Genomic DNA, 20,656 nt, shown 5'->3' on the forward strand with positions numbered 1-20,656 from the left:
AGTCAGGCGTGCCCCGCCTGCATGGAAAGCATGGCCGGATCGACACCGATCCGCCTCAGGGCCATCTCGTAGCGAAGCTCCGCGGAGGCATTGAAGATCAACTCGGCATCCGCCGGGCAATTGAGCCAGCCGTTGGCCTGGATCTCCGTCTCGAGCTGACCGGCCTCCCAGCCCGCATAGCCGAGGGCCAGAATCGCATCCTTGGGCCCCTCGCCCCGCGCGATGGCGCGCAGGATATCCACGGTCGCCGTCAGGCAGATGCTGTCGTCGATGAGGAGCGTCGATTGAGCGATGTGAAAATCGGAGGAATGCAAAACGAAACCACGGCTCGTTTCCACCGGCCCGCCCATCAGCACCTGCATGCGGCCGACCTTCTGCGGCAGGAGGATCCTTTCAAGCTCCGGAATGATCTCGAGTTGCACCAGCAGATCGGGCAGATTGACGTTGGCGGCCGGCCGATTGAGCACGATCCCCATGGCACCTTCGCCCGAATGGGCGCAGATATAGATAACGGATCGGGCGAAACGCTCATCCATTATCCCAGGCATGGCCACCAGAAGTTGACCATCCAGAAAACCGGGCTTCATTTCAGTCGGGCTCGACAATAGGCTCATCTCTCACATCTGCGTTGGGGCGGCTGTTCACAGGATCGTGGATAGCGCAGCCCAGAAGAAACCGCATAAGGGAAGTGCCTCAGGGAGGCGTCAGTTCCATGGCACTTCGATTAAGTTCAATTCTCGCCGTCATTTCATTCATTTTAGCCCTTTTCCCGGTTGTTGGGCAGGCCCAGGCGCCTTCCCCTTCATGGGTACAGGGGCTCCATTCGCGGGTAAGCCTGCTTTCTGCCGGTCCCCGCGGCGATGATTGGCTCAGTGGAATCGCGATCAGCCTCGATCCCGGTTTCAAGACCTATTGGCGCACGCCCGGCGATTCCGGCCTCCCTCCGCGCTTCGACTGGTCGGGTTCATCGAATGTGGCGGCCGTCGAGGTCAAGTGGCCCGCTCCCACGCGGCACGAGGATGCCGCAGGTGTCGCCTATATCTATCACGATGCCGTCGTCCTTCCGGTGATCGTCAAGCCTGCCGACGCAACCAAACCGGTGGTTCTTGCCCTGTCGATCGACTATGGCGTCTGCAAGGACATCTGCATTCCGGCCCATGCTGATCTCAAGCTTCCCTTGAAGCAGGATCCCGTGCAGCAGGAGATCCTGGATAAGGCGCTCGCCCGCGAACCTCGCCCTCAGCCCATCGGCGCCACGACGCCCCTCTCCATCCTTTCCGTGGAGCCTCAATCCGAGGGTAAGCTTGGCCTGCGAGTCAGAGCCCGGGCGCCCGAAGGTCTGCGGCCGGATCTTTTCGCGGAAGGTCCAGAGAACTGGTACTTCTCGACCTCTCCGGCCGGACCGGATGGCAGCTTCGTCGTCTCGATCGAGGAGAAGCCGAAGGATATGACCGGGCCGGTCCCCCTTCGCCTCACCCTCACCGCCGGCGACCAAGCCGTGGAAACGGAGGTGAAACTCGACGGGAACGGACGCCCGCAGTAATGAAGGTGTGAAGAACTCACCTCATCTTGGAGAACTGCCCTATGACCATTCAGGTTGGAGATCGCCTGCCGCAGGTTACCTTTCGCGTCATGACCGCAGAGGGTCCCGTGGCGAAGACGACCGACGATGTTTTCAAAGGACGCAAGGTCGCTTTGGTGGCCGTCCCCGGCGCCTTCACGCCGACCTGCCATCGCAACCATCTGCCCGGCTACGTGCAGAAGATGGATGAGATCAAGGCGAAAGGCGTGGACGCCGTTCTTGTCACCTCCACCAATGACGTGTTCGTGCTCGATGCCTGGGGCAAGTCGGCGGGAGCGGAGAAGATCGAATTTCTGTCCGACGGCAATGGCGATTTCGCCAAGGCTCTCGGCCTGTCCATGGACGGATCCGGCTTCGGCCTTGGCCTGCGCTCGCAGCGTTATGCGATGATCGTCGAAGATGGCGTCGTGAAGGTTCTCAATGTCGAGGACACCCCCTCGAAAGCGCAGGTTTCCGGCGCCGAGAACCTGCTGAAGAGCCTCTGAGCTCCATGAAAGAAGGTCTTCGCTCAGCCTGCGAGCGAAGACCGCGTGCCGGAGCCGTTCTTCTTGAAGGGCTGCATGGCGGCAACCGCCAGCTGATCGACCCGAATGTTCGTCGGGTCGTCGGCATGCCCCTTGACCCAGTGCCAGGCGACCTGGTGGCGCCCGGCCGCCTCATCCAGGGCGCGCCATAGATCCTCGTTCTTGACCGGCTTGTTGTCGGCAGTCCGCCAGCCCCGGCGCTTCCAATTGTGCATCCAGGCCGTGATGCCCTGACGGACATATTGCGAGTCGGTAAAGAGATCGACCACGCAGGCGCGCTTGAGCGCATTCAACCCTTCGATGGCCGCCCGCAGCTCCATGCGGTTGTTCGTCGTCTGCGGCTCTCCGCCGGAGACTTCCTTCTCGACCCCGCGAAAGATCAGAATTGCTCCCCAGCCGCCCGGCCCGGGATTTCCGGAACAGGCGCCATCCGTATAGATCGTGACGCGCTCAGCCTCGGTCATGCGGCCAGTCCCAGTTCGCGGGCATGCTTCACGTGGCGGTGAAAGTTGAGCTTCCGGTCGTACTCAAGCGGATCCTTCGGTTTGACGAGAGCGCCCGGCGGAACGTTCAGCCAATCGACCAAACGGGTCAGCATGAAGCGCATGGCCGAGCCACGGCAAAGCACGGGAAGCGCTTCAATTTCCCTCGGTTCCAGGCGGCGGACGGATTGATACCCGGCGAGCAGCGCCTGTCCCTTGGTCAGGTTGAAAGAGCCGTCGGCCTCGAAGCACCATGCGTTGAGGCAGATCGCGACGTCATAGGCGAAAGCGTCCGTGCAGGCGAAGTAGAAGTCGATCAGGCCCGACACCTCGCCGCCGATGAAGAAGACGTTATCGGTGAAGAGATCCGCATGGATGATGCCCGAAGGTAATCCGTCGGGCCATTCCGCCCTGAGCGCTTCCAGCTCCTGCCGGGTCCGCCTCGACAAGCCCCCCGAGACCGTATCGGCCTGGGCTTCGGCCTGACCGAAGAGTGGAGACCAAGCCTCCAGCGAAAGGGCATTCGGCCGCGATCTCTCGAAATCCTGCCCGGCGAGGTGGAGCTTCGCCAGGGCCGCGCCAAGGGCGCCGCAATGCTGCGCCGTCGGCCTGCGGATCGCAATGCCGTCGAGGAAAGTGCAGATCGCCGCCGGCCGGCCGGCGAGCCGCCCCAGAGCAGCGCCGCTCCTGTTGTTCACCGGCAGGGGGCAGTTGAGCCCCTTCTTCGCCAGGTGTTGCATGAGATCGATGAAGAACGGCAGATCCGTCTCCTTCACCCGCTTCTCGTACAGGGTCAGGATGTAGGAACCGACGGTGGTGTGGAGAAAATAGTTCGTGTTCTCAACACCCTCGGCAATGCCCTTGTAGGACAGCACCGTGCCGATTTCGTAGGTGGCGAGGAAAGCCGCGAGCTCCTCGTCCTGGACTTCCGTATAGACCGCCATGCTATTCCGCCGCCTGCTCGCGTAGTTCACGGGGCAGCGGAAAGAACACGCTCTCGTCCGCCGTCGACACGCTCTCGACGGAAACCGCATACCGCTCCGCAAAGGCGTCGATGATCTCCTCGACCAGGATCTCCGGGGCGGAGGCCCCCGCGGTGATCCCCAGCCGCCGGATGCTGCCGAACAGGTTCCAGTCGATGTCCTCGGCCCGCAGGATCAGCCGCACGACCGGGCATCCCTCCCGCTCCGCCACCTCGCGCAAGCGCTGGGAGTTCGAGGAATTGGGCGAGCCCACGACGATCATGGCATCGACCAGGGGAGCAACCTTTTTCACGGCGCCCTGGCGGTTCGTGGTGGCGTAGCAGATATCTTCCTTGTGCGGCCCGACGATCGCGGGAAAGCGCGCCTTCAGGGTCTCGACCATTTCCTGGGTATCGTCGACGGACAGGGTCGTCTGCGTCACGAAAGCGAGGCTTTGCGCGTCCGAGACACTCAGCCGGGCAATATCGTCCACGGTTTCAACCAGGGTGACGGCGCCATGAGGCAATTGGCCCATGGTGCCGATGACCTCCGGGTGACCCCGGTGCCCGATGAGAATGATATGGCGGCCGCGCTTATGATGAACCTGGGCCTCCCGATGGACCTTCGTGACGAGCGGACAGGTCGCGTCGATGGCAAAGAGGTTTCGGGCGGCGGCGGCCTCGGGCACCGATTGGGGAACCCCGTGTGCCGAGAAGATCACGGGAGCATCCCCGTCAGGAATTTCCTCAAGCTCCCGAACGAAAACGGCCCCCTTCCGTCTCAGGCTCTCGACCACGTATTTGTTGTGAACAATTTCGTGGCGGACATAGACCGGCGCCCCATGGAGCGTCAGGGCCTTTTCCACGGCGTCGATGGCGCGAACGACACCAGCGCAAAAGCCGCGCGGCGCGCAGAGAAGAATGTCGAGGGGCGGGTTCGTCATGATGCGGGCGATGTGGCGAGACTGGACCCTCGCTGTCAAGCGGGAGTGACGCTTATTCGCGCCTTCGGTTGACGGAAGAAAGGCTCGCACTTCAGGAAAAGACCCCCTAGAAAGGGGGGCGACTCCCTTACCTCTTGCGATGAACGATGGCGGATACGGCTTCCCACGTCAGCTTCCTTCCTCCGATCCTGACCTTTTGCGGGGCAGCCGTCGTGGCCGTGCCGCTTTTCCGCCTGCTGGGGCTCAGTGCCGTCCTGGGCTATCTGGCGGCCGGCATCATCATCGGGCCTTCGGGCCTGAGCCTCGTCGGCGAACCCGAAACGATCGCGACCGTGGCGGAGCTGGGGGTGGTGCTCCTGCTCTTCATCATCGGGCTCGAGCTCAAACTCACCCATCTCTGGTCGATGAAGCGCGACATCTTCGGCCTCGGCTCCGCCCAGCTGGTCATTACGGCCCTTTGCCTTGGAGGGGCGGCGACGAGCGTCGGCTTCTCCGCGAACAGCGCCTTCGTGACCGGGGTCGCGCTGGCGCTCTCGGCGACGGCTATCGCCCTGCAAATGCTGGGCGAGCGCAACGACCTTCAAACTCCTTACGGACAACGCTCTTTCGCCATCCTGCTCTTCCAGGATTTATCCGTCGTCCCGCTTCTGGCCCTGCTGCCCCTTCTCGCGACGGGCTTGAACGCCATCGAACACGATTCCCTGTCCGATCGGCTGATCACCGCCGGAACCACGATCGGGGCGATTGCGGCGGTCGTGGTGATCGGCCGCTATGGCCTGAACCCGTTCTTCCGTGTTTTGGCCCGCAGCGGTGCGCGAGAAGTGATGACGGCATCGGCTCTGCTGGTGGTGCTCGGCTCGGCCCTCCTGATGCAGGAGGTCGGCCTCTCCATGGCCATGGGCGCCTTCCTGGCCGGCCTGCTGCTCGCCGAGTCCAATTTCCGCCATCAGCTTGAGGCCGATATCGAACCGTTCCGCGGCATCCTTCTCGGCCTGTTCTTCATGAGCGTCGGCATGTCCATCGACTTGGCGCTCGTGCATCGGCAATGGGTGGTCCTGCTGATCGCGGCTCCGGCGGTGATCATCGGCAAGACGCTGATCATCACACTTCTCTCAAAGGGGTTCGGCGCAACCTGGCGCGATGGGCTTCGCTCCGCCGTCCTGCTCAGCCCGGCCGGTGAATTCGCTTTCGTTCTGGTTCCCTTTGCGCAAGGCCTCGGCTTGTTCTCGGCGCCTGAGGCACAACTCGTGACGGCCCTGGCGGCCATCACCATGCTGCTGGGGCCGATCCTGGCGACCGTCATGGAGAAATTTATCCGGTCGCGGGAGACCGACAGCGCGGGCCCCGAGCTGGCAGCCCTTCCGGGACAGGAAAGCGAGATGTCGAGCCGGGTTCTGGTGATCGGTTTCGGCCGCTTCGGGCAGATCGTCAATCAGGTTCTCCTGGCCCAGGGCATCGAGGCGACGGTCATCGACAAGGACGTCGAACGCATTCGGGATGCCGCGCGCTTCGGCCTCAAGGTTTATTACGGCGACGGCACGCGGCTCGACGTGCTGAGGGCTGCCGGAGCGGAGCGCGCGGAAATCATCTGCGTCTGCACCGACCACCCCGACGTGACCCTGAAAATCGTCGAGATCATTCATCAGGACTTCCAGAACGCCCGGAGCTTCGTGCGGGCCTATGACCGCATCCACGCCGTAAATCTCATGGGGCTGGAGGTGGATTATCAAATCCGCGAATGCTTCGAATCCGCCATCACCTTCGGCCGTGTCACGCTCGAGGAACTCGGCATCGACCCGGAGACGGCGGAAACCAGCGCGGGTGAGATCCGCAAGCGCGACATCGCCCGCCTCGTTCTGCAGAAAGCAGGCGGCGACATGAGTGGCGCCGAACTCGTGGTGGGGGCGAAGATCACCCCCGAGCCCCTCCTGAAACCGGCCGGAAAGGCCCGGGGTCTCAGCGCCGAAACCCGGGATATCCTGAACGAAGGTATTTTCTGATGGACACGCCCCGGGTCGAGGCGACGCCGTCCGCGGATGTGGCGCCTCCGCGCTTCGTTGCCGGCTCGACCATGCGGCATGTGCTCGTCATGACGGGCACCGGCGCCGCCGGCCTGATCGCGATTTTCGTCGTCGACCTCGTATCGCTTCTCTACATTTCCTGGCTGAAGGACCCGAGCCTGACGGCCGGGGTCGGATTGGCGACGGTCGTGATGTTCTTCACCATCTCGATCAATGTGGGTCTCATGATCCCCATCGGGGCCCTCGTGTCCCGCGCCCTCGGGGCACGGGAACCGGAGCGCGCCCGCCGCCTGGCGACCTCGGGGGCCGCCCTGATGGTCGTGGTGGCGACCATCGTGAGCATTGCCGTCCTGGCCCTGCTGCCCTGGATCCTGGGGCTGATGGGCGCCTCGGAGCGCACCTATCAGGTGGCCCATGACTTTCTCTGGATTTCCTTGCCGACCAATGGAGTGGTCGCTCTTGCGATGGCTCTGTCAAACGTGCTGCGCGCCGCAGGGGATGCCAAGCGCAGCATGTATGCGACCTTGTCGATCGCCGCGGTCACGATCGTGCTGGATCCGCTGTTCATCTTCGGTCTCGGGCTGAAGGCGAATGGGGCGGCCCTGACCATCGATCTCGCCCGCCTCGCCTACGCGTATGTCAGCTTCCGGTTCGTCACCCGCCATCACAACCTGCTGTCGTGGCCGCGCCTCGATCATGTCCTGACGGATGCGCGCCCCTTCTTCGCCATCGCGATTCCGGCCATTCTCACCAACATCGCCGCGCCGGTCGCCAATGCGTTCTTCACCAGCATCATGGCGCGCTTCGGAGATCAAGCCATCGCGGCCTCGGCGATCATCGACCGGGTGACTCCGGTCGCCTTTGGCGGCCTCTTCGCCCTCGCGGGCGCCATCGGTCCGGTCATGGGGCAGAACTGGGGGGCCAGGAGGTTCGACCGCGTTCGCCAGATCCTGAAGGACGCGCTGACCTTCAACGTCGTCTATGTCGGAAGCGTGTGGCTCGTGCTCTATCTGGTCCGCGTGCCGCTGACGCTCCTGTTCAACGCACCTCCGATGACTGCGGACATCGTCCAGTTCTTCTGCCAGTACAGCGGCGTGATCTGGTTCTTTGTCGGCTTGGTCTTCGTCTCGAATGCCTCGTTCAACAATCTGGGATTTCCGCTCCTGTCCACATTCTTCAACTGGGGGCGTGCTACCCTGGGAATGATCCCTTTCGCCTATATCGGGGCGGAAATGGGCGGGCCGCGCGGAGCTTTGCTGGGAATCGGCGCCGGTTCGATCGCCTTTGGGATCGGAGCAGTCGTGACGGCGTTCTGGACCATACGCCGCCTGGAACGGCGCGCGGCGGTGCCTTTATAACCGGCGTCATGAGACGCCTTGGGAGAGGAGCCTGCAATGTTCAACTGGTTCGATGTGATGCAGCAGGCCCAGTCCAATGCAGGGCTTGATGTCCTGACCCGGCAGTTCAAGCTGTCCGACGATCAGGCGCAAAAGGCGATGCTGGCCTTCCTGCCGGCCTTCGTCATGGGCCTGCAACATATGACGCTCACAGCCCCATCCAATCCGTTCCTGCAGAACTTTCCCGGAAATCCATGGCAGATCCCCGGCCAGGTCCTTTCGGCGCAGGCACAGCAGAACGGAAAGCGGTTGATCGACAGCCTCTTCGGCTCGGACGATGCGAGCCGGCGCATCGCTCACCGCGCCGCCGACTTCACGGGCCTCAACGTCGATCTCATGCAGCAGATGCTGCCGGTCATGGCGGGCATCTTCGCCGGGACCCTGCACCAGATGGCGACAGGTCAGGGACGGCTGGCGGACATCCTCGCAGACCAGCCGAAGGAGCCGGAAAAGAAGCAGGCTCCGACCGATCCTTGGACGGCCGCTTGGGTGGGTTGGATGCAGGCGTTCCAATCCGGGCCTGAAGAAAGCCGCTCCGTCCGAGAGCCTTCCAAACCGTCAAGGGAAAGCGCCGAATCCGGCGAAGCGCCGTTGTCCTGGCAAAGCATGATGCAGAAGGGACATGAGATGCAGATGCAGTATCTCACGTCCCTTCAGTCGATTCTGGACGAAGCCTGGAAGCCCCGCAAGCTGTGAGGTCAGGCGGCGGAAACGCTGGGCTTCACCAGTGGGACGACCGGTCGAACAGAACGGGCCGGTGCGGCGACCCGTTCGGTTCGCGCATGCCGCTCGGCACATCGAACCAAAACCCATGAAGGATTGTGGAGGAGCGGCTCGGCGAGCGCCCCTTCCACATCGCTGCGGACAAGGCCGATATCCTTGAGCATGCGGTCGTCGAACTCCGCCAAGTGAACGATTTCACGGCGGTGTTGCAGAGCCTTGACGATGTTGGCGACAGCGCGGACGATCGATCCCAGGAACGTCGCTCCGGGGAGGCTCGTGACGTGGGGGGCGGACCGGGTCATGGCAGTATCCTAGCTTTCTCAAACATCGATCAGGCGGCTTGAAGCGCGGCTCGCTTCAAATCCATTTCCAAACACGTTCCAACAATTTTTGCTGGGACGACCAAGGCGAAAACCAGGGTCAACCATTTGTTGTTAAATGGCTTTTCCTGATTTCCAAGAATTGATACCACACCCTATACATCACTTGAAACGATTGTTTGAGATGTGTAACATCAGCAATAGTGATGAACAGGGAAACGCCGATGCACCTGCTGGATATCGATCAGCTCAAGACTTTCGTGGCGATTGCCGACACGGGTTCCTTCACGCGTGCCGCAGATGTGGTGCATAAGACCCAAAGTGCCGTGTCGATGCAGATGAAGCGTCTGGAAGATCGGGTCGGGCGTCCGATCTTCGAGCGCGACGGGCGTCTCTCCAAACTGACCGATGAGGGTGAGCGGCTTCTGGATTATGCCCGCCGCATCGTGCGTCTGAATGCCGAATGCATGGCCTCGTTCAACGACAACGAACTGGTCGGCCGTGTGCGCCTCGGCCTCCCGGACGACTACGCCGACCGTTACCTGCCCGAGATTCTGGCGCGCTTCTCCCGTTCCAACCCGAAGGCGGAGGTGACGGTGATGTGCGAGCCCACGCACAATCTCATCGAACGGGTGCAGCATGGGGATCTGGATCTTGCGATCATCACCCATGTGGACCGCCGCGGGCCATCGGAGATCGTGCGCATCGAGCAGCTGCTCTGGGTGACCTCGGGGCGGCATACGGTGCACGAGGAAAGCCCGATTCCGCTGGCTCTCGGGCGCCCCAACTGCAACTGGAGGCATTCGGCAACCGAAGCTCTGGAAAGTGCCGACCGCCCCTTCCGCATCGCCTATGTGAGCTGGCATTCGACGGCGGTGGGAGCCGCGGTTCTCGCGGGCCTTGCGGTGTCGGTGCTTCCCGAAAGCGCGGTGCGTCCCGGCATGCGGATCCTTGGTCCCTCGGACGGCTTCCCAGCCCTGCCCTCCTGCAAGATCGGGCTGATCCGCTCCCGTGGCGGCGAGAACCCGCTGGCCGATGCCCTCGGCTTCCACATCAAGCAGTCCCTGGACAATCTGGGCTCGACCCGTCCGCTCCTGGCGCCGGCGGCCGAATAACCGCCCGCTTGGTTCCGCTATGCCTTTGCGGCCGGACGGCGCAGGACCAGCACGTTCCCCGCAAGGGCGAAGACGACGCCCAATGCGGCGAGCGGCGTCCAGACATAGCCTTCGATCAGGGTTGAAACGGCAAGCGCGATGATCGGGAAAAGGACCGTCGTATAACCGGCCCGCGCCGCACCGAGCCGCCGCAGGAGCGTCAGATAGGCCGCGAAGGCGAGAACCGAAGCGCCGACCGCGAGATAGATCAGCGCGCCGATATAGGTGATCGTCGGCTCGATGATGAAGGCATTGCCACGCACGAGGTTCAGACCAACGAGAACGATCACCCCATAGGTCATGGCCCAGGCGTTCGCGGAGATCAGTGGAGCACCGCGACGTTGCACGACCGTTGAGATCATGTTGCCTGAACAGAAGAACAAGGTGCCGAGGACGCACAATCCAAGTCCCCGCAAGGCCGCGGCGTTGAAGCCTGCGCCCGTGATCTCCGGCCAGAACAGCAGCACGATGCCGAGTGCTCCGATAAATCCGCCGATGGCGACGCGCAGCTCCACCTTCTGACGAAAGATCACGAAGCTCAGCACCAGGTTGAAGATGGAGGCCAGCGAGAACACAACCGAGAGAAGTCCGGACGGAACGGACAAACCGCCATAGTAGAAGCAGATGAAATTAAACGAAAAGAGGCACAGCCCCACGGCCATGAAGCGCAGGTGATCGGAAAGAACGAAACGGACCCGCATGCCGGCCGCCCACACCCATCCCCAGGTGCACAAGGCCGCCAGGGCAAAGCGCCAGAGGACGGACATCTCAGGCGCCACCACGCCGAGTTGAGCGTGAATGCCGATCCAGCTGACGCCCCACAAGATGACGGTCGCCACGTACAATCCGAGGGTGCTCCCCTCAAGCCGCGCGGGCTGCACTTCCGGCATCGTCTCCAATCGCGGCGTCGTAGCGTGCGACATGATCATATTTCCTTTGTACGCCCCCCGGTTACGCTCATCGTCTCATCAGGGCAAATGATGAAATATGATCATTTCTCCTTCAAACGCTGATGAAAGCTGTTGGAATTTGTTCCGTGGCCCCAACCAGGCATGCCCGTGCGACACGGAGAGTGTTTCAGGATTCTCCTCGGGCGAGGGTGCCGTTTAATGATTCATAGCTCTCCAAACCCTTGAGTGATAACAATCTCCTATGAGCCGACAGCACATGTTTCAGCGCAAAGGGAGCCTCTCTGCCCGCTACATGGACTACACGCAGCGTGTTATCGGCGCAGAGAGATCCGGCATCGCGGATACCCAGCTCGGAATGGTGCTGACCTTCGTCGCGGGGGCCGTCAATGCGGGCGGGTTTCTGGTTGTCGGTCAGTACACATCGCATATGTCGGGGATCTTTTCGGCCCTCGCGGACAATCTCGTCCTCGGGACGCTGAGCCTTGTCCTCGCAGGGCTCAGTGCGCTCGTGTTCTTCGTCCTGGGCGCGGCCTGTTCGGCGATACTGATCAACTGGGGGCGCCGCAGGGAGCGGAGGGACTTTTTCGCTCTGCCCTTGATGCTTGAAGCGATTCTCCTTTTCGGCTTCGGCCTTCTTGGCGCCTTCATGCAGGGCACCGCCCTGTTTACCGTGCTTGCCGTTCTCCTCCTCTGCTTCATCATGGGGCTACAGAACGCGACCGTGACCAAAATCTCCGGGGCTCGCATCCGCACGACACACGTCACAGGGATGATTACCGACGTGGGGATCGAGTTCGGAAAGCTCGTCTACTGGAACAGGGCCTCCATGAAGCCCGGGGCGGAGCCGGTGCGAGCGGACCGGCCGAAACTTCGTCTGCTGCTTGTTCTTCTCGGCTCCTTCTTCGCCGGCGGCGTGTTCGGCGCCTTCGGCTTTCAACATTGGGGGTTCGCAACCTGCATTCCGCTCGGGCTGCTTCTTTTGATCCTGGCAAGCCCCTTGCTGCTCAACAGCTTTGCGAGCCGTCGGCCATAAAGACAGGCACCTGCCTCGGAGGTGCGCCCTCGGACCGTGGTCGATAGCGGACGAACGCAAGACACTCTTCCTAGGAAAACTATGAATCGCAGTTCGCCTTTTGCAAAAGCCTGAACAATAATCCTGCGTCATCCAGAGGGAGAAAGCGATGAGATCTGGTCTGTACTTTGTCGAAGCCCTTCGAAGGCCCGGGCTGGCAGCAGCTGTGGTCGGCCTTGGACTTTTCCTTGCACCGACCATTCCATCCGCACAGGAAGCTCGCCCCCCGTCATCCCGCCCGGCCCGGACGACCGCCAACGACACGACCCCCATTCGTATCGTCCTCGTCGAATGGCGGATCAAGAAAGGCCGCGAGCAGGAGTTCCTGGACTACTGGTCCAACCAAGCCACCATCGCCGATCGCTCGGGCCTGATCAGCGAGTTCCTCAGCCGTGTCGAGGATCGCACGCAATATCCCTGGATGGTATGGGATCTGGATCCGGGTTGGACCACCTTCGTCAATGTCGGCTTCTGGCGCAGTGGCGCCGATTTCAACGATCAGATCGGCCGCTTCATCAACAATGCCAAGCCGCCCCTGGACTTCGAGGCTCAAAAGCGCAGACGGGTCTTCGTCGCTCCCGAACGCTGGCGCATCGGCGCAGCGCCCCTCATGACGTCCGACCATTCCGGCGTCAAATAAATCCGCTCACGATGGCTATGGTGTCGGCACTGATGTTCCTTCAGTGTCGATGATGAGTGCATGTCTGCGGCCTCGAGGCACAGGCCGCATCAGACACGCCACGGCAAAATACCCTCCGGCAGGAACGACCGTGCCGTATCGAGCACGATCATCGTCATTGCCACAACGGTGATCGTCACAAGGCCGATCGCTGCGGCCTGGCTCGCGAGCCCGGCTTCCTCGAAGCTGTAGAGGATGACGCCGACTGTCTCGGTGCCGGCCGACCAGAGAAGCGCAGATACGGTCAGCTCGCCGAAGGCAAAGAGAAAAGCCAGAAGCGCACCTGCGGCTGCCGCCGGGAACAAAGATGGCGCGACGATATCCCTTAACCGTCGCCACGACCCGGCGCCATCAAGCGCCGCCGCTTCCTCCTGTGCCGGATCCACCTGCCCCATCGCCGCCAGAACAGGCTTCAAGACGACGGGCAGGAAACGTGCGGCGTATCCGAAAAGAATGATCCAGGGCGTTGCGTAAAGCGACTGGCCAATCAGCGGCAGCGGTCGAAGAAACAGAAGAATGCACGCGACCGCGAGCACGATACCGGGCAAGGCATAAGGCATTTCGATCACGCCGCTGACGATACCGACGATGCGCGGCGTTCGCCGGGCAAGCGCATAGGCAAGCGGGATCGACAGGCACGCCAGGAACAGGGCACTCCCCCCAGCGAAGGTCAGCGAATTCGTGAAGGCCCGCACGGTCACCTGTTGGCGCAGAAGGACTTCGGCAAAGTGTTCCAGCGTAATGGTGGACGCGGTCAAAGGCATGCCATGGGAAGGCACAAGAGCCGCCGCCAGAAGTCCAAGGCCAGGGAGGACCAGCACGAGCAGGGTAACCAGCCAAAGGACGCTTTCCACGAAAGGTCTCGAGCGGCCGAGCCTCCAGAACGGCTCGAGCCTCGTTTCATCTTCGATCAGAACGGCGGGCGCGCGCAGCGCCATGCGGCTTGCGATCACCCCCAGACCGGCCATGGCTCCGACAAGAACGCCAAGGGCCGCGATATCGCCGATGATCGTCGGGCCGAAACTCGACAGGCGGCGATAGATGAGCGTCGGCAGCGTCACGTAATTGACCGGCAGGCCGAGTACGGCAGGAATGCCGAAATTCCCGATGCCGGCTACGAAGGCCAGGAGTGCAGCACCCACCAGGTGAGGCCGGAGAAGGGGCAGGAGAATCGTCGTGACGATCCGCCAGGGTGATGCGCCATCGATGCGTGCCGCGTCCACCAGGCCCCGCGGAATGCGTTTGAAACCGGCAATGAGGACCACAAGAACGAGGGGCGCATGATGCAAGCCCATGACCAGCACAACCCCGTTCCGACCGAGAAGGGGATTGACGCTTCCAGGCTCCGGCGCAAGTCCAAGTGTATTGAGGATGGGCGAGGCAGAGCCGGTGAGGCTCAAGAATGCGACCGCCGCGACCTGAGGCGAGATGAGCATCGATAGGACGAACAGAAAGGTGAGGAGTTGCCGTCCTCGGACGTCCGTGGCGGCCAAGACCAGCGCAAGAATCCCGCCGACGCCAAGGGCCAGAACACTGGATGCCGTCGCACTCTCAAAACTCGCGAACATCGCGCGTTGTGCCGCCCGGCTCATGATTTGCTCGGTGAAACCGCTCAGACCGAAAACGCCGCCCGGCAAAAAGGCAGCCAGGAGAAGCCGCCCGACGGGCAGGACCGCAAAGCCGACGACGGCGGCGAACAGAACGGCAATGAGCGCTCCCCCTCCCCGGTTGAGAAGGGAGCGCTCATCGGCAGGTGCGGCCCTCACTGGCCGAAGATATCGGCAAAGGTCATTTTGTTCTTGCGTTCATCGGCAAGCGCCTTCGCCGCATCGAACGCCATGACCTTGATCTGGTCCCGTGGCGGATACCCCGCCGGGAGCGGAACGTCTCCGCGGGCCGGAATATAGCCCTGCTTGAGCGCGATTTCCTGCCCTTCCTTCGAGAGCAGGAAATCGATGAACGCCTTCGCGGCTTCCGGATTGCGAGTTCCCTTGAGGATTGCCACCGGCTCCGACACGGCCGAGACGCCTTCCTTCGGGAATACGAACTCCACCGGCGCGCCTTTGGCCTTTTCCCGTATGGGCATGAAGTCGACGATGACTCCATAAAGCTTGTCGCCACCGGACACGCTCTTGAGCACATCGCCATTACCGCCGCCGGCCATGGCTCCGTTATCCTTCAGCGCCTCGTAATATTTCCACCCGCCTTCCAGGTTGCCCGTGAGGGTCGCGGCATGGATCAATGCCGCTCCGGAATTCAAGGGGCTGGGCATGATGACCTGTCCCTTGGCATCAGGCTTCGTCAGGTCCGCCCAGGAAGAAGGCTTGAAAGAGGCCTTGGTATTGTAGACGATCCCGGTCGTAATCAGTTTGGTGGCGAACCACTGCCTTTGCGGATCGTGAATGCCGGCCGGATAGGATGACAGCGCCGAGCTTTCATAAGCCATGAGCCGCCCATCTTTCTTGAGGCCCTCCATGGTGACGCTGTCCGCGATCAGCAGCACGTCGGCCTGGGGCTGGCCCGCTTCGAACTCGGCCGCCAGCTTCGCCAGGATGCGTGGGGTCCCGTCCCGGACGAAGGATAGGTCGACATTGGGGAATTTCGCCCTGAAGGCATCCACGGTCTGCTGCGCGTCGGTGTTCGGCTGGCTCGTATACAGAACGAGCTTGCCGGCAATATCCTGAGCAAGCGCAGCCGCCGGAAAAAGGGCAGCCGCAAGAATAGCGAGAGCCAAGCGCTTCATGGCAAAGAACCTCAAGGTGAATGGGAGAGAGGCTGACCTAAAGACGTTTGGTGACAGCTATACGACGCATGTTCCCTTCGCGCCAGACGGGTGTTCGCAGGCGCTGGCGCTCCTGGCCCCTAGTCCCTGGCCCCTAGTCCCGGCATGAATGAAACTGCTGCGGGCGCGAGAGCAGGCACAAGGCTTCCGTTACGGCAAACTGGCGTTCTTCTCGCCGCCCGGTGAGCCTTCTCTGTGCCGAATGGGCGATCGCACGAACCTGCTGCTCGGTTGCACCATCCCGCGCCATGAGTTGACGGATCATCGGCTCGGCAAGCAGTTCGTTCAGGTCAAGCTCGCGGCAAAACATTAGCGACTCCGCATCATGCCCCCATGAAGCCTGTTTAGATAAGTCCTATGACATTCTTATGGCGGGCTCTACGGACCCGTACGGGTGACTGATAGGGACCTGATTCAGGCGTGGACATATCCCACGCATGCCTTGAAAGACCGCTCGTCCGGGGCCGATCATGCCCTGATGATCACCGCACCTCCTACAATCGCCGTGGCGCAAAGCCTCGTCACGCCTGATCCGCGTGCCAACGGCCAACACATTCGCGATCTCATGACGGAGGCCGCCCGTCGGAGGGCGCGGCTGGTCCATTTTACCGAAGGTGCCATGTCCGGCTACAGCAAAGCACAGATTCGCGATTGGAACAGGGTCGACTGGCAACAGATCAGAGCCCAGCTTGATGAAACGGCGGCCCTGGCCAAGAAGCTCGGCATCTGGGCCGTTATCGGGTGCGCGCATTCTCTCACGGCTCCGAACCGACCGCACAACAGCGTTTATGTGATCTCCGATGAAGGGCGACTCGCCGGTCGCTACGACAAGCGCTTTCTATCGCACAGCGAAGTCACCGATTGGTACACGCCCGGTTGCGACCCGCTCGTTTTCAAAGTCGACGGGTTCACGTTCGGATGCGCCCTGTGCATCGAGGTTCAGTTCCCGGAGATTTTTGCGGAGTATGAGACGCTCGGAGTGGAGTGTCTTCTCTTTTCGACATATAGCGACAATCCGATGTTCGGATTGCAAGCCCAAGCTCATGCGGCGACGAATTGCTATTGGATCAGCCTCGCAACTCCCGCTCAATGCAGCCCTGGTCTCCCGAGCATGACGATAGGGCCAGACGGAAAGATCATCGAAAAAGCGCTGGCTGCCGGAGAACCGGCGATTATCACCACGATACTTGATCGGACAGCTCCGGCGTATGAGGTCGCCTTGACCAAAGCGCGGCTTTGGCGTGCCCAGGCACGACGCGGCGAAATTTATAAGAGCCGTGATTTATCGGACGAACGGAGCAAGGAACGTCGTTCGTTCTGATGGGTGGGCGGCCTCGAGCGACGGAACAAGGAGCTGAAAAGCAAAAACGGATCTCATCCGCTCGTCAAAGCTTCGACCGTGCAAACCACTCCCGTCGAGACGAAGTCGAGCCGAACCTCTCCTCCGAGATCCTGCGCCAAAGCACGTTCGAGAAGCCGGGATCCGAAACCCCGGCGCGTGGGCTTCCGGACGAGAGGCCCCCCATTTTCTTCCCATCGGATGGAAATACGGTTTCCCGGTGAACCCGAACCTTCGACCGCCGACCACGTGATGCGCACTTGTCCTGTGGCGTTCGAGAGGGCTCCATACTTTACCGCGTTGGTGGCGAGCTCCTGAAAGGTCATGGCCAGAGCCAAAGCCGTTTGAGGAGACACGCGGACCTCCGGTCCTTCCACGTGCCATCGCTGCTCATCCGGATTCTGGAACGGTTCGATTGCCTGCGAAACGATGTCCTTAAGCTCGGCTCCTTCCCATTGCTCACGGGTCAGCACGTCGTGCGCCCTTGCAAGAGCAATGAGACGACCCTCGAGAGACTCACGGGCCTGCCCGGGGGTCGCGGCCGTCCGCAGACTCTGCGCCACGATGAACTGCACAGTCGCAAGCGTATTCTTCACCCGGTGGTTCAATTCGTTGAGCAGCAGGCGTTGACGCTCTTCGGCCCGCTCACGCTGCAATTGCCGAAATGCAATCTCATCCATCATAAGGTCGATATCCGCACCGACCGTTTCCAGCTCGCCCGCTTCGGGGGACATGCCGGTTCTCGCGGAAAGATCCCCCTCGCGCCAAGCCTTGATGGTATCCACGAGCCGCGCCACGGGATCTCTCACGAAGCTGCGGCCGAACAGCCATGCGGACAGAAAGGCGATGATCGCGCCGACCAGGACCAGCGCCGCGCCTCGGCGCGTTGCCTGATCAACCGCCCGAAAGGCTTCATCCTTCGAAATGCCGGCACTGATATAGAGACTGTTCGGCATGACCGTTGCCGGAATATAGCCGATGACCCGCGTCGTTCCGTCCTGACTGAGAACCTCTTGCGTGCCGGGCGTCTTGCCGTTGACCAGAGACAGAAAGGGATCGGGAATGCGCGTGCCGATGAAGCGCTCGGGGAAAGGCTCGCGGGCGATGATATAGCCGCCGCGATCGGCAATCGTCAGCGCACTGCCTTGAGCAAAGTCCCTCTGACGCAACCTGTCTCCCAGCCATTCCAGATTGAGCCCGGCGGCCAGCACACCGATGATGGCTCCGCTCTCATTGCGGATGGGCGCCGCCATCGGCAGGGTGGGCTTTCCAGAGATCCGGCTGACCGTGTATCCACCGATGATGAACTGGCCGGTTTCAATCGCGTTCTGGAAATAGGCACGATCGCTCAGGTTCTCGCCATGACCTTTGGCATCGGCACGGCAGCGAACTTTGCCATCGGAGTCGAGAACGGTGATCGGCGTGAGATGCGGCGAGAGCGTTTGAACATCCTGGAGATACGTGACGCATAAATCCGGATTGAACGACCTGACGCTCGGCGCGAACGCGACTGCAAGCAGCTGCCCCTTGCTGCCCTCGATGATGCTCTGCATCTCCAGGGCCGCCGATTGCCCCAGCCGGAGGGCCAAGGCATGAATCTCCGCTTCCCGGCTCCGCCGCAAGGCGACTTCATTGTAAATCAGGATCGCGAGCGCCGGAACGAGGGCTACGGCCGTCAGAATGAACAGCCGAAGTCGTAGGGACAGCTTAGGCTGCGGCATCGCCACCGTATTCTCCGTGATATCGGGGCATCCGCGCCTCGTGCGCCCTCCGGGGCATCATAATGCACCTTCGGCGGTTGTCGACAGGCTTGGCCTTCGCTGACATGCGGCCGTAAAAGGATTTTGCCTGTCTTATCAAGAATAAGGCAGGCAGGCGAATGGCCGAGCTCATGCGGCGATCACGATCACGGACTGAGCAGCTTTCCGGTGCGAATGACTTTGGAACCGGCGATCTTGCCGAGCCTTTTTCCCGCATGGGCGAAGCGGGTCGCACAGCGCGCGAACAGAATGCCGTCCGTGGAGGCGCGTACAATCGTCTCATGCCCGGAAGAGGGATCGAGAAGATGCGCAACCACATCGCCGGCCGCGACATGGTCACCGGCGACTTTCTTGAACAGGATGATTCCTGCGCACGGCGCCGTCACGGCTTCGGTTCCGGCAAGAGGTGTCGGCTCGACGGGCAAGGACGGCAGCTCCGGTGCTGTGCCGCTGATGACCCCACGCAGGGTCAGATAATTCAGGATCGCTTCGGCATCAGCGGCAGCAAGCTCATCCGAGACATCCGCCTGGCCCCGCAGCTCCAGGGTCGTGGCAAATCCCGTCATCGGAATGGCGGCATCGGGGAAGCGCTCCTGAAGAAGCAGCCAAGGGCGGCTCACCGCCTCGTCAAAGGGATTGTCGCCGGATTCGGTGGCCAGCAGAACCGCCTTCGCACCGAGATAGGCGCCAAGGGGAGCGAATTCCTCCGCCTGAGGCGTGAGCGTGTAGAGGTGGACGACGGCATCGGAATCGCAATGAATGTCGAGCACGATATCCGCGTCGATCGCCTCGCTCAGAAGGATCTGCTTGAGGTGCTCGGTGGGTGAGACCGGAGTGCGGGACGCAAGCGCCTTTTTCAATGACTGACGGATCAGCACCATGTTGGCCTGCGGATCGGGTCCGAGTTGCGGCCCCACTTCTTCCGCGACTTCATCGGTCATGTCGGGGAAATAGCGGTTGAAGTTCCCCCCATCCGAAAAATCGAACCGGCCGTGGAAGACATTGTTGAGGCGCTGCGCAAGACCGATCGGGTTGGCGACCGGCACCAGGACGATCTCACCCTTGATGCGCCCTGCCTCCTCAAGCGAAGAGAGACGTTGCCGCAGATGGTGCGCAGTCAGAGGACCGGGCGTTTCATCGGCATGAAGACCGGCCTGGATATAAACCTTAGGGCCGGCTCCCGGCGTTCCGAATCGTAGAAACGAGAGCGTGATGGAAAGACCCGGGGTCGTGCCGGGAAGGGAGAGAGAATCAAGACGCATGCACGCAACTCCGAAGCTGACCGACCGCAAGTGCCAGAGGAATCGGCTCCCTGCAAGCCTGGAGCCATCGTCGGCCCGGCTGGCCCATCCTCAAAGGCTTCACGGCAGATGCTCGGCTCAATCCGAGCTTCGCCGCAATAGCGAAACGACGGCCTACCGGCTGGAATCCTGCGCCATATGGTCATGGGTTGTGGGTTAGAGCCGCGCCCGCGTGCTCCTGGGAGTGGCCAGCAGAAGATTTGTCTCGGACGCGATCACGCCTGGAATCAGTCGAACGCGCCTCAACACCGCGTCGAAATCCGTCAGGCTCGCGGCTCCGAGTTCAACCACGAGATCCCACTTTCCATTCGTCGTATGGATGTCACTGACCTCGGGAAATCCGCCCAGGACATCGACGACCCGGTCGGCGGCTCGGCCCTCCAGCTCGATGAGCATGATCCCTCGAACAGGCAGGGATACCGCATCGGCCCGCAAGATCACCGTGTAGCCGATGATGTCTCCCGATTGCTCGAGCCGCTCCATGCGGGCCCTGACGGTGGCACGCGACACCCCAAGCTCGAGAGCCAAGTCGGAGACGCTCCGTCGCCCGTTGTGGCGCAGGAGCGTAATCAGACGCTGATCGAGTTCATCCATGAATCACCGATTTGGAAGGCCCATATGAGCAATTTGCAAAGCTATGCCACGAATATTGTCAATGTTTATTGTTCGTTTCGCCAGCCCTTACCGTTAGCTTGACCGAAGAA

General features: G+C 61.7%; 21 protein-coding genes. 10 read left to right on the forward strand and 11 right to left on the reverse strand.

Annotation, left to right across the window (positions count from 1 at the left end; translation table 11 throughout):
- Positions 1-2: 2 nt before the first annotated feature.
- Positions 3-614: a YqgE/AlgH family protein gene (locus LJD17_RS07320; protein ID WP_227383488.1), complete on the reverse strand. Its 612-nt coding sequence runs from the start codon at positions 612-614 to the stop codon at positions 3-5.
- Positions 615-712: 98 nt separating this feature from the next.
- On the opposite strand from LJD17_RS07320, the gene LJD17_RS07325 reads away from it, so the two are divergent.
- Both LJD17_RS07325 and LJD17_RS07330 read left to right on the forward strand, forming a co-directional pair.
- Complete coding sequence (locus LJD17_RS07325; RefSeq protein WP_227383489.1) at positions 713-1,543, forward strand: protein-disulfide reductase DsbD domain-containing protein; 831 nt, start codon at positions 713-715, stop codon at positions 1,541-1,543.
- A 41-nt stretch (positions 1,544-1,584) separates the two neighbouring features.
- A complete protein-coding gene (locus tag LJD17_RS07330; RefSeq protein WP_227383490.1) occupies positions 1,585-2,067 on the forward strand; it encodes a peroxiredoxin in 483 nt (160 codons plus the stop codon).
- Positions 2,068-2,090: 23 nt separating this feature from the next.
- Here LJD17_RS07330 and rnhA read toward each other — a convergent pair whose 3' ends face one another.
- Genes rnhA through ispH form a run of 3 tightly spaced genes read right to left on the reverse strand, consistent with a single transcriptional unit; the run spans position 2,091 to position 4,493 of the window.
- Positions 2,091-2,570, reverse strand: coding sequence for a ribonuclease HI (gene rnhA / locus LJD17_RS07335; RefSeq protein WP_227383491.1), 480 nt, complete (start codon positions 2,568-2,570; stop codon positions 2,091-2,093).
- A complete protein-coding gene (locus LJD17_RS07340; RefSeq protein ID WP_227383492.1) occupies positions 2,567-3,532 on the reverse strand; it encodes a homoserine kinase in 966 nt (321 codons plus the stop codon). Before LJD17_RS07340 ends, rnhA begins: the two co-directional genes overlap by 4 nt.
- 1 nt (position 3,533) lies before the next feature.
- Positions 3,534-4,493 (reverse strand): 4-hydroxy-3-methylbut-2-enyl diphosphate reductase, encoded by a 960-nt coding sequence (ispH, locus tag LJD17_RS07345; RefSeq protein ID WP_227383493.1) that lies wholly within the window; start codon positions 4,491-4,493, stop codon positions 3,534-3,536.
- A gap of 146 nt (positions 4,494-4,639) precedes the next feature.
- Between ispH and LJD17_RS07350 the strand changes: the two genes are divergently transcribed.
- The 3 genes from LJD17_RS07350 to LJD17_RS07360 are packed head-to-tail and all read left to right on the forward strand — an operon-like array spanning position 4,640 to position 8,607.
- Entirely contained in the window at positions 4,640-6,493 is a 1,854-nt protein-coding gene (locus tag LJD17_RS07350; RefSeq protein WP_227383494.1) for a monovalent cation:proton antiporter-2 (CPA2) family protein, read from the forward strand.
- Positions 6,493-7,872, forward strand: coding sequence for an MATE family efflux transporter (locus tag LJD17_RS07355; RefSeq protein ID WP_227383495.1), 1,380 nt, complete (start codon positions 6,493-6,495; stop codon positions 7,870-7,872). The genes LJD17_RS07350 and LJD17_RS07355 overlap by 1 nt, the downstream gene beginning before the upstream one ends.
- A 36-nt stretch (positions 7,873-7,908) precedes the next feature.
- The gene (locus tag LJD17_RS07360; RefSeq protein ID WP_227383496.1) at positions 7,909-8,607 is read left to right on the forward strand and encodes a DUF937 domain-containing protein; all 699 of its coding nucleotides are present in this window, start codon (positions 7,909-7,911) and stop codon (positions 8,605-8,607) included.
- A gap of 2 nt (positions 8,608-8,609) precedes the next feature.
- Here LJD17_RS07360 and LJD17_RS07365 read toward each other — a convergent pair whose 3' ends face one another.
- On the reverse strand, positions 8,610-8,936 hold the full coding sequence (locus LJD17_RS07365) for a DUF1127 domain-containing protein (protein WP_227383497.1): 327 nt from the start codon (positions 8,934-8,936) through the stop codon (positions 8,610-8,612).
- A 242-nt stretch (positions 8,937-9,178) separates the two neighbouring features.
- Here LJD17_RS07365 and LJD17_RS07370 point away from each other — a divergent pair, with 242 nt between their 5' ends.
- Entirely contained in the window at positions 9,179-10,069 is an 891-nt protein-coding gene (locus LJD17_RS07370; RefSeq protein WP_227383498.1) for a LysR substrate-binding domain-containing protein, read from the forward strand.
- Between the two features lie 17 nt (positions 10,070-10,086).
- Here LJD17_RS07370 and LJD17_RS07375 read toward each other — a convergent pair whose 3' ends face one another.
- Positions 10,087-11,031, reverse strand: coding sequence for a DMT family transporter (locus LJD17_RS07375; RefSeq protein ID WP_227383499.1), 945 nt, complete (start codon positions 11,029-11,031; stop codon positions 10,087-10,089).
- 244 nt (positions 11,032-11,275) lie between these two features.
- Between LJD17_RS07375 and LJD17_RS07380 the strand changes: the two genes are divergently transcribed.
- Positions 11,276-12,052 carry a YoaK family protein gene (locus LJD17_RS07380; RefSeq protein ID WP_455030151.1) on the forward strand — a complete coding sequence of 259 codons (777 nt, stop codon included), beginning with the start codon at positions 11,276-11,278 and terminating at the stop codon, positions 12,050-12,052.
- Positions 12,053-12,200: 148 nt separating this feature from the next.
- Complete coding sequence (locus LJD17_RS07385) at positions 12,201-12,731, forward strand: hypothetical protein (RefSeq protein ID WP_227383500.1); 531 nt, start codon at positions 12,201-12,203, stop codon at positions 12,729-12,731.
- A gap of 89 nt (positions 12,732-12,820) precedes the next feature.
- Here the strand turns inward: LJD17_RS07385 and LJD17_RS07390 are convergent, their stop codons facing one another.
- Both LJD17_RS07390 and LJD17_RS07395 read right to left on the reverse strand, forming a co-directional pair.
- Positions 12,821-14,536: an ABC transporter permease gene (locus tag LJD17_RS07390; protein WP_227383501.1), complete on the reverse strand. Its 1,716-nt coding sequence runs from the start codon at positions 14,534-14,536 to the stop codon at positions 12,821-12,823.
- The gene (locus tag LJD17_RS07395) at positions 14,533-15,513 is read right to left on the reverse strand and encodes an ABC transporter substrate-binding protein (protein ID WP_227383502.1); all 981 of its coding nucleotides are present in this window, start codon (positions 15,511-15,513) and stop codon (positions 14,533-14,535) included. Before LJD17_RS07395 ends, LJD17_RS07390 begins: the two co-directional genes overlap by 4 nt.
- Before the next feature lie 148 nt (positions 15,514-15,661).
- On the opposite strand from LJD17_RS07395, the gene LJD17_RS07400 reads away from it, so the two are divergent.
- The gene (locus LJD17_RS07400; RefSeq protein ID WP_227383503.1) at positions 15,662-15,865 is read left to right on the forward strand and encodes a hypothetical protein; all 204 of its coding nucleotides are present in this window, start codon (positions 15,662-15,664) and stop codon (positions 15,863-15,865) included.
- 81 nt (positions 15,866-15,946) lie between these two features.
- Entirely contained in the window at positions 15,947-16,873 is a 927-nt protein-coding gene (locus LJD17_RS07405; RefSeq protein WP_227383504.1) for a carbon-nitrogen hydrolase family protein, read from the forward strand.
- 53 nt (positions 16,874-16,926) lie between these two features.
- Here the strand turns inward: LJD17_RS07405 and LJD17_RS07410 are convergent, their stop codons facing one another.
- The 3 genes from LJD17_RS07410 to LJD17_RS07420 all read right to left on the reverse strand — a co-directional run bounded on the left by LJD17_RS07410 (position 16,927) and on the right by LJD17_RS07420 (position 20,546).
- Entirely contained in the window at positions 16,927-18,612 is a 1,686-nt protein-coding gene (locus tag LJD17_RS07410; protein ID WP_227383505.1) for a sensor histidine kinase, read from the reverse strand.
- 185 nt (positions 18,613-18,797) lie between these two features.
- The gene (locus LJD17_RS07415) at positions 18,798-19,913 is read right to left on the reverse strand and encodes a succinylglutamate desuccinylase/aspartoacylase family protein (RefSeq protein ID WP_227383506.1); all 1,116 of its coding nucleotides are present in this window, start codon (positions 19,911-19,913) and stop codon (positions 18,798-18,800) included.
- Positions 19,914-20,108: 195 nt separating this feature from the next.
- Complete coding sequence (locus LJD17_RS07420; protein WP_227383507.1) at positions 20,109-20,546, reverse strand: Lrp/AsnC family transcriptional regulator; 438 nt, start codon at positions 20,544-20,546, stop codon at positions 20,109-20,111.
- Between the last annotated feature and the right edge of the window lie 110 nt (positions 20,547-20,656).

Origin of the sequence: Microvirga rosea (assembly GCF_020595095.1) — a bacterium.
Lineage (GTDB): Bacteria > Pseudomonadota > Alphaproteobacteria > Rhizobiales > Beijerinckiaceae > Microvirga > Microvirga rosea.

What these genes read in the sequence shown, in the direction of transcription:
- ispH (WP_227383493.1), bottom strand. Translation starts at nt 4,493, where the DNA reads ATGACGAACCCGCCCCTCGACATTCTTCTCTGCGCGCCGCGCGGCTTT.
- LJD17_RS07360 (WP_227383496.1), top strand. Translation starts at nt 7,909, where the DNA reads ATGTTCAACTGGTTCGATGTGATGCAGCAGGCCCAGTCCAATGCAGGG.
- LJD17_RS07320 (WP_227383488.1), bottom strand. Translation starts at nt 614, where the DNA reads ATGAGCCTATTGTCGAGCCCGACTGAAATGAAGCCCGGTTTTCTGGAT.
- LJD17_RS07375 (WP_227383499.1), bottom strand. Translation starts at nt 11,031, where the DNA reads ATGTCGCACGCTACGACGCCGCGATTGGAGACGATGCCGGAAGTGCAG.
- LJD17_RS07400 (WP_227383503.1), top strand. Translation starts at nt 15,662, where the DNA reads ATGAAACTGCTGCGGGCGCGAGAGCAGGCACAAGGCTTCCGTTACGGC.
- LJD17_RS07380 (WP_455030151.1), top strand. Translation starts at nt 11,276, where the DNA reads ATGTTTCAGCGCAAAGGGAGCCTCTCTGCCCGCTACATGGACTACACG.
- LJD17_RS07355 (WP_227383495.1), top strand. Translation starts at nt 6,493, where the DNA reads ATGGACACGCCCCGGGTCGAGGCGACGCCGTCCGCGGATGTGGCGCCT.
- LJD17_RS07350 (WP_227383494.1), top strand. Translation starts at nt 4,640, where the DNA reads ATGGCGGATACGGCTTCCCACGTCAGCTTCCTTCCTCCGATCCTGACC.
- rnhA (WP_227383491.1), bottom strand. Translation starts at nt 2,570, where the DNA reads ATGACCGAGGCTGAGCGCGTCACGATCTATACGGATGGCGCCTGTTCC.
- LJD17_RS07410 (WP_227383505.1), bottom strand. Translation starts at nt 18,612, where the DNA reads ATGCCGCAGCCTAAGCTGTCCCTACGACTTCGGCTGTTCATTCTGACG.
- LJD17_RS07415 (WP_227383506.1), bottom strand. Translation starts at nt 19,913, where the DNA reads ATGCGTCTTGATTCTCTCTCCCTTCCCGGCACGACCCCGGGTCTTTCC.
- LJD17_RS07330 (WP_227383490.1), top strand. Translation starts at nt 1,585, where the DNA reads ATGACCATTCAGGTTGGAGATCGCCTGCCGCAGGTTACCTTTCGCGTC.
- LJD17_RS07325 (WP_227383489.1), top strand. Translation starts at nt 713, where the DNA reads ATGGCACTTCGATTAAGTTCAATTCTCGCCGTCATTTCATTCATTTTA.
- LJD17_RS07370 (WP_227383498.1), top strand. Translation starts at nt 9,179, where the DNA reads ATGCACCTGCTGGATATCGATCAGCTCAAGACTTTCGTGGCGATTGCC.
- LJD17_RS07385 (WP_227383500.1), top strand. Translation starts at nt 12,201, where the DNA reads ATGAGATCTGGTCTGTACTTTGTCGAAGCCCTTCGAAGGCCCGGGCTG.
- LJD17_RS07365 (WP_227383497.1), bottom strand. Translation starts at nt 8,936, where the DNA reads ATGACCCGGTCCGCCCCCCACGTCACGAGCCTCCCCGGAGCGACGTTC.
- LJD17_RS07420 (WP_227383507.1), bottom strand. Translation starts at nt 20,546, where the DNA reads ATGGATGAACTCGATCAGCGTCTGATTACGCTCCTGCGCCACAACGGG.
- LJD17_RS07340 (WP_227383492.1), bottom strand. Translation starts at nt 3,532, where the DNA reads ATGGCGGTCTATACGGAAGTCCAGGACGAGGAGCTCGCGGCTTTCCTC.
- LJD17_RS07395 (WP_227383502.1), bottom strand. Translation starts at nt 15,513, where the DNA reads ATGAAGCGCTTGGCTCTCGCTATTCTTGCGGCTGCCCTTTTTCCGGCG.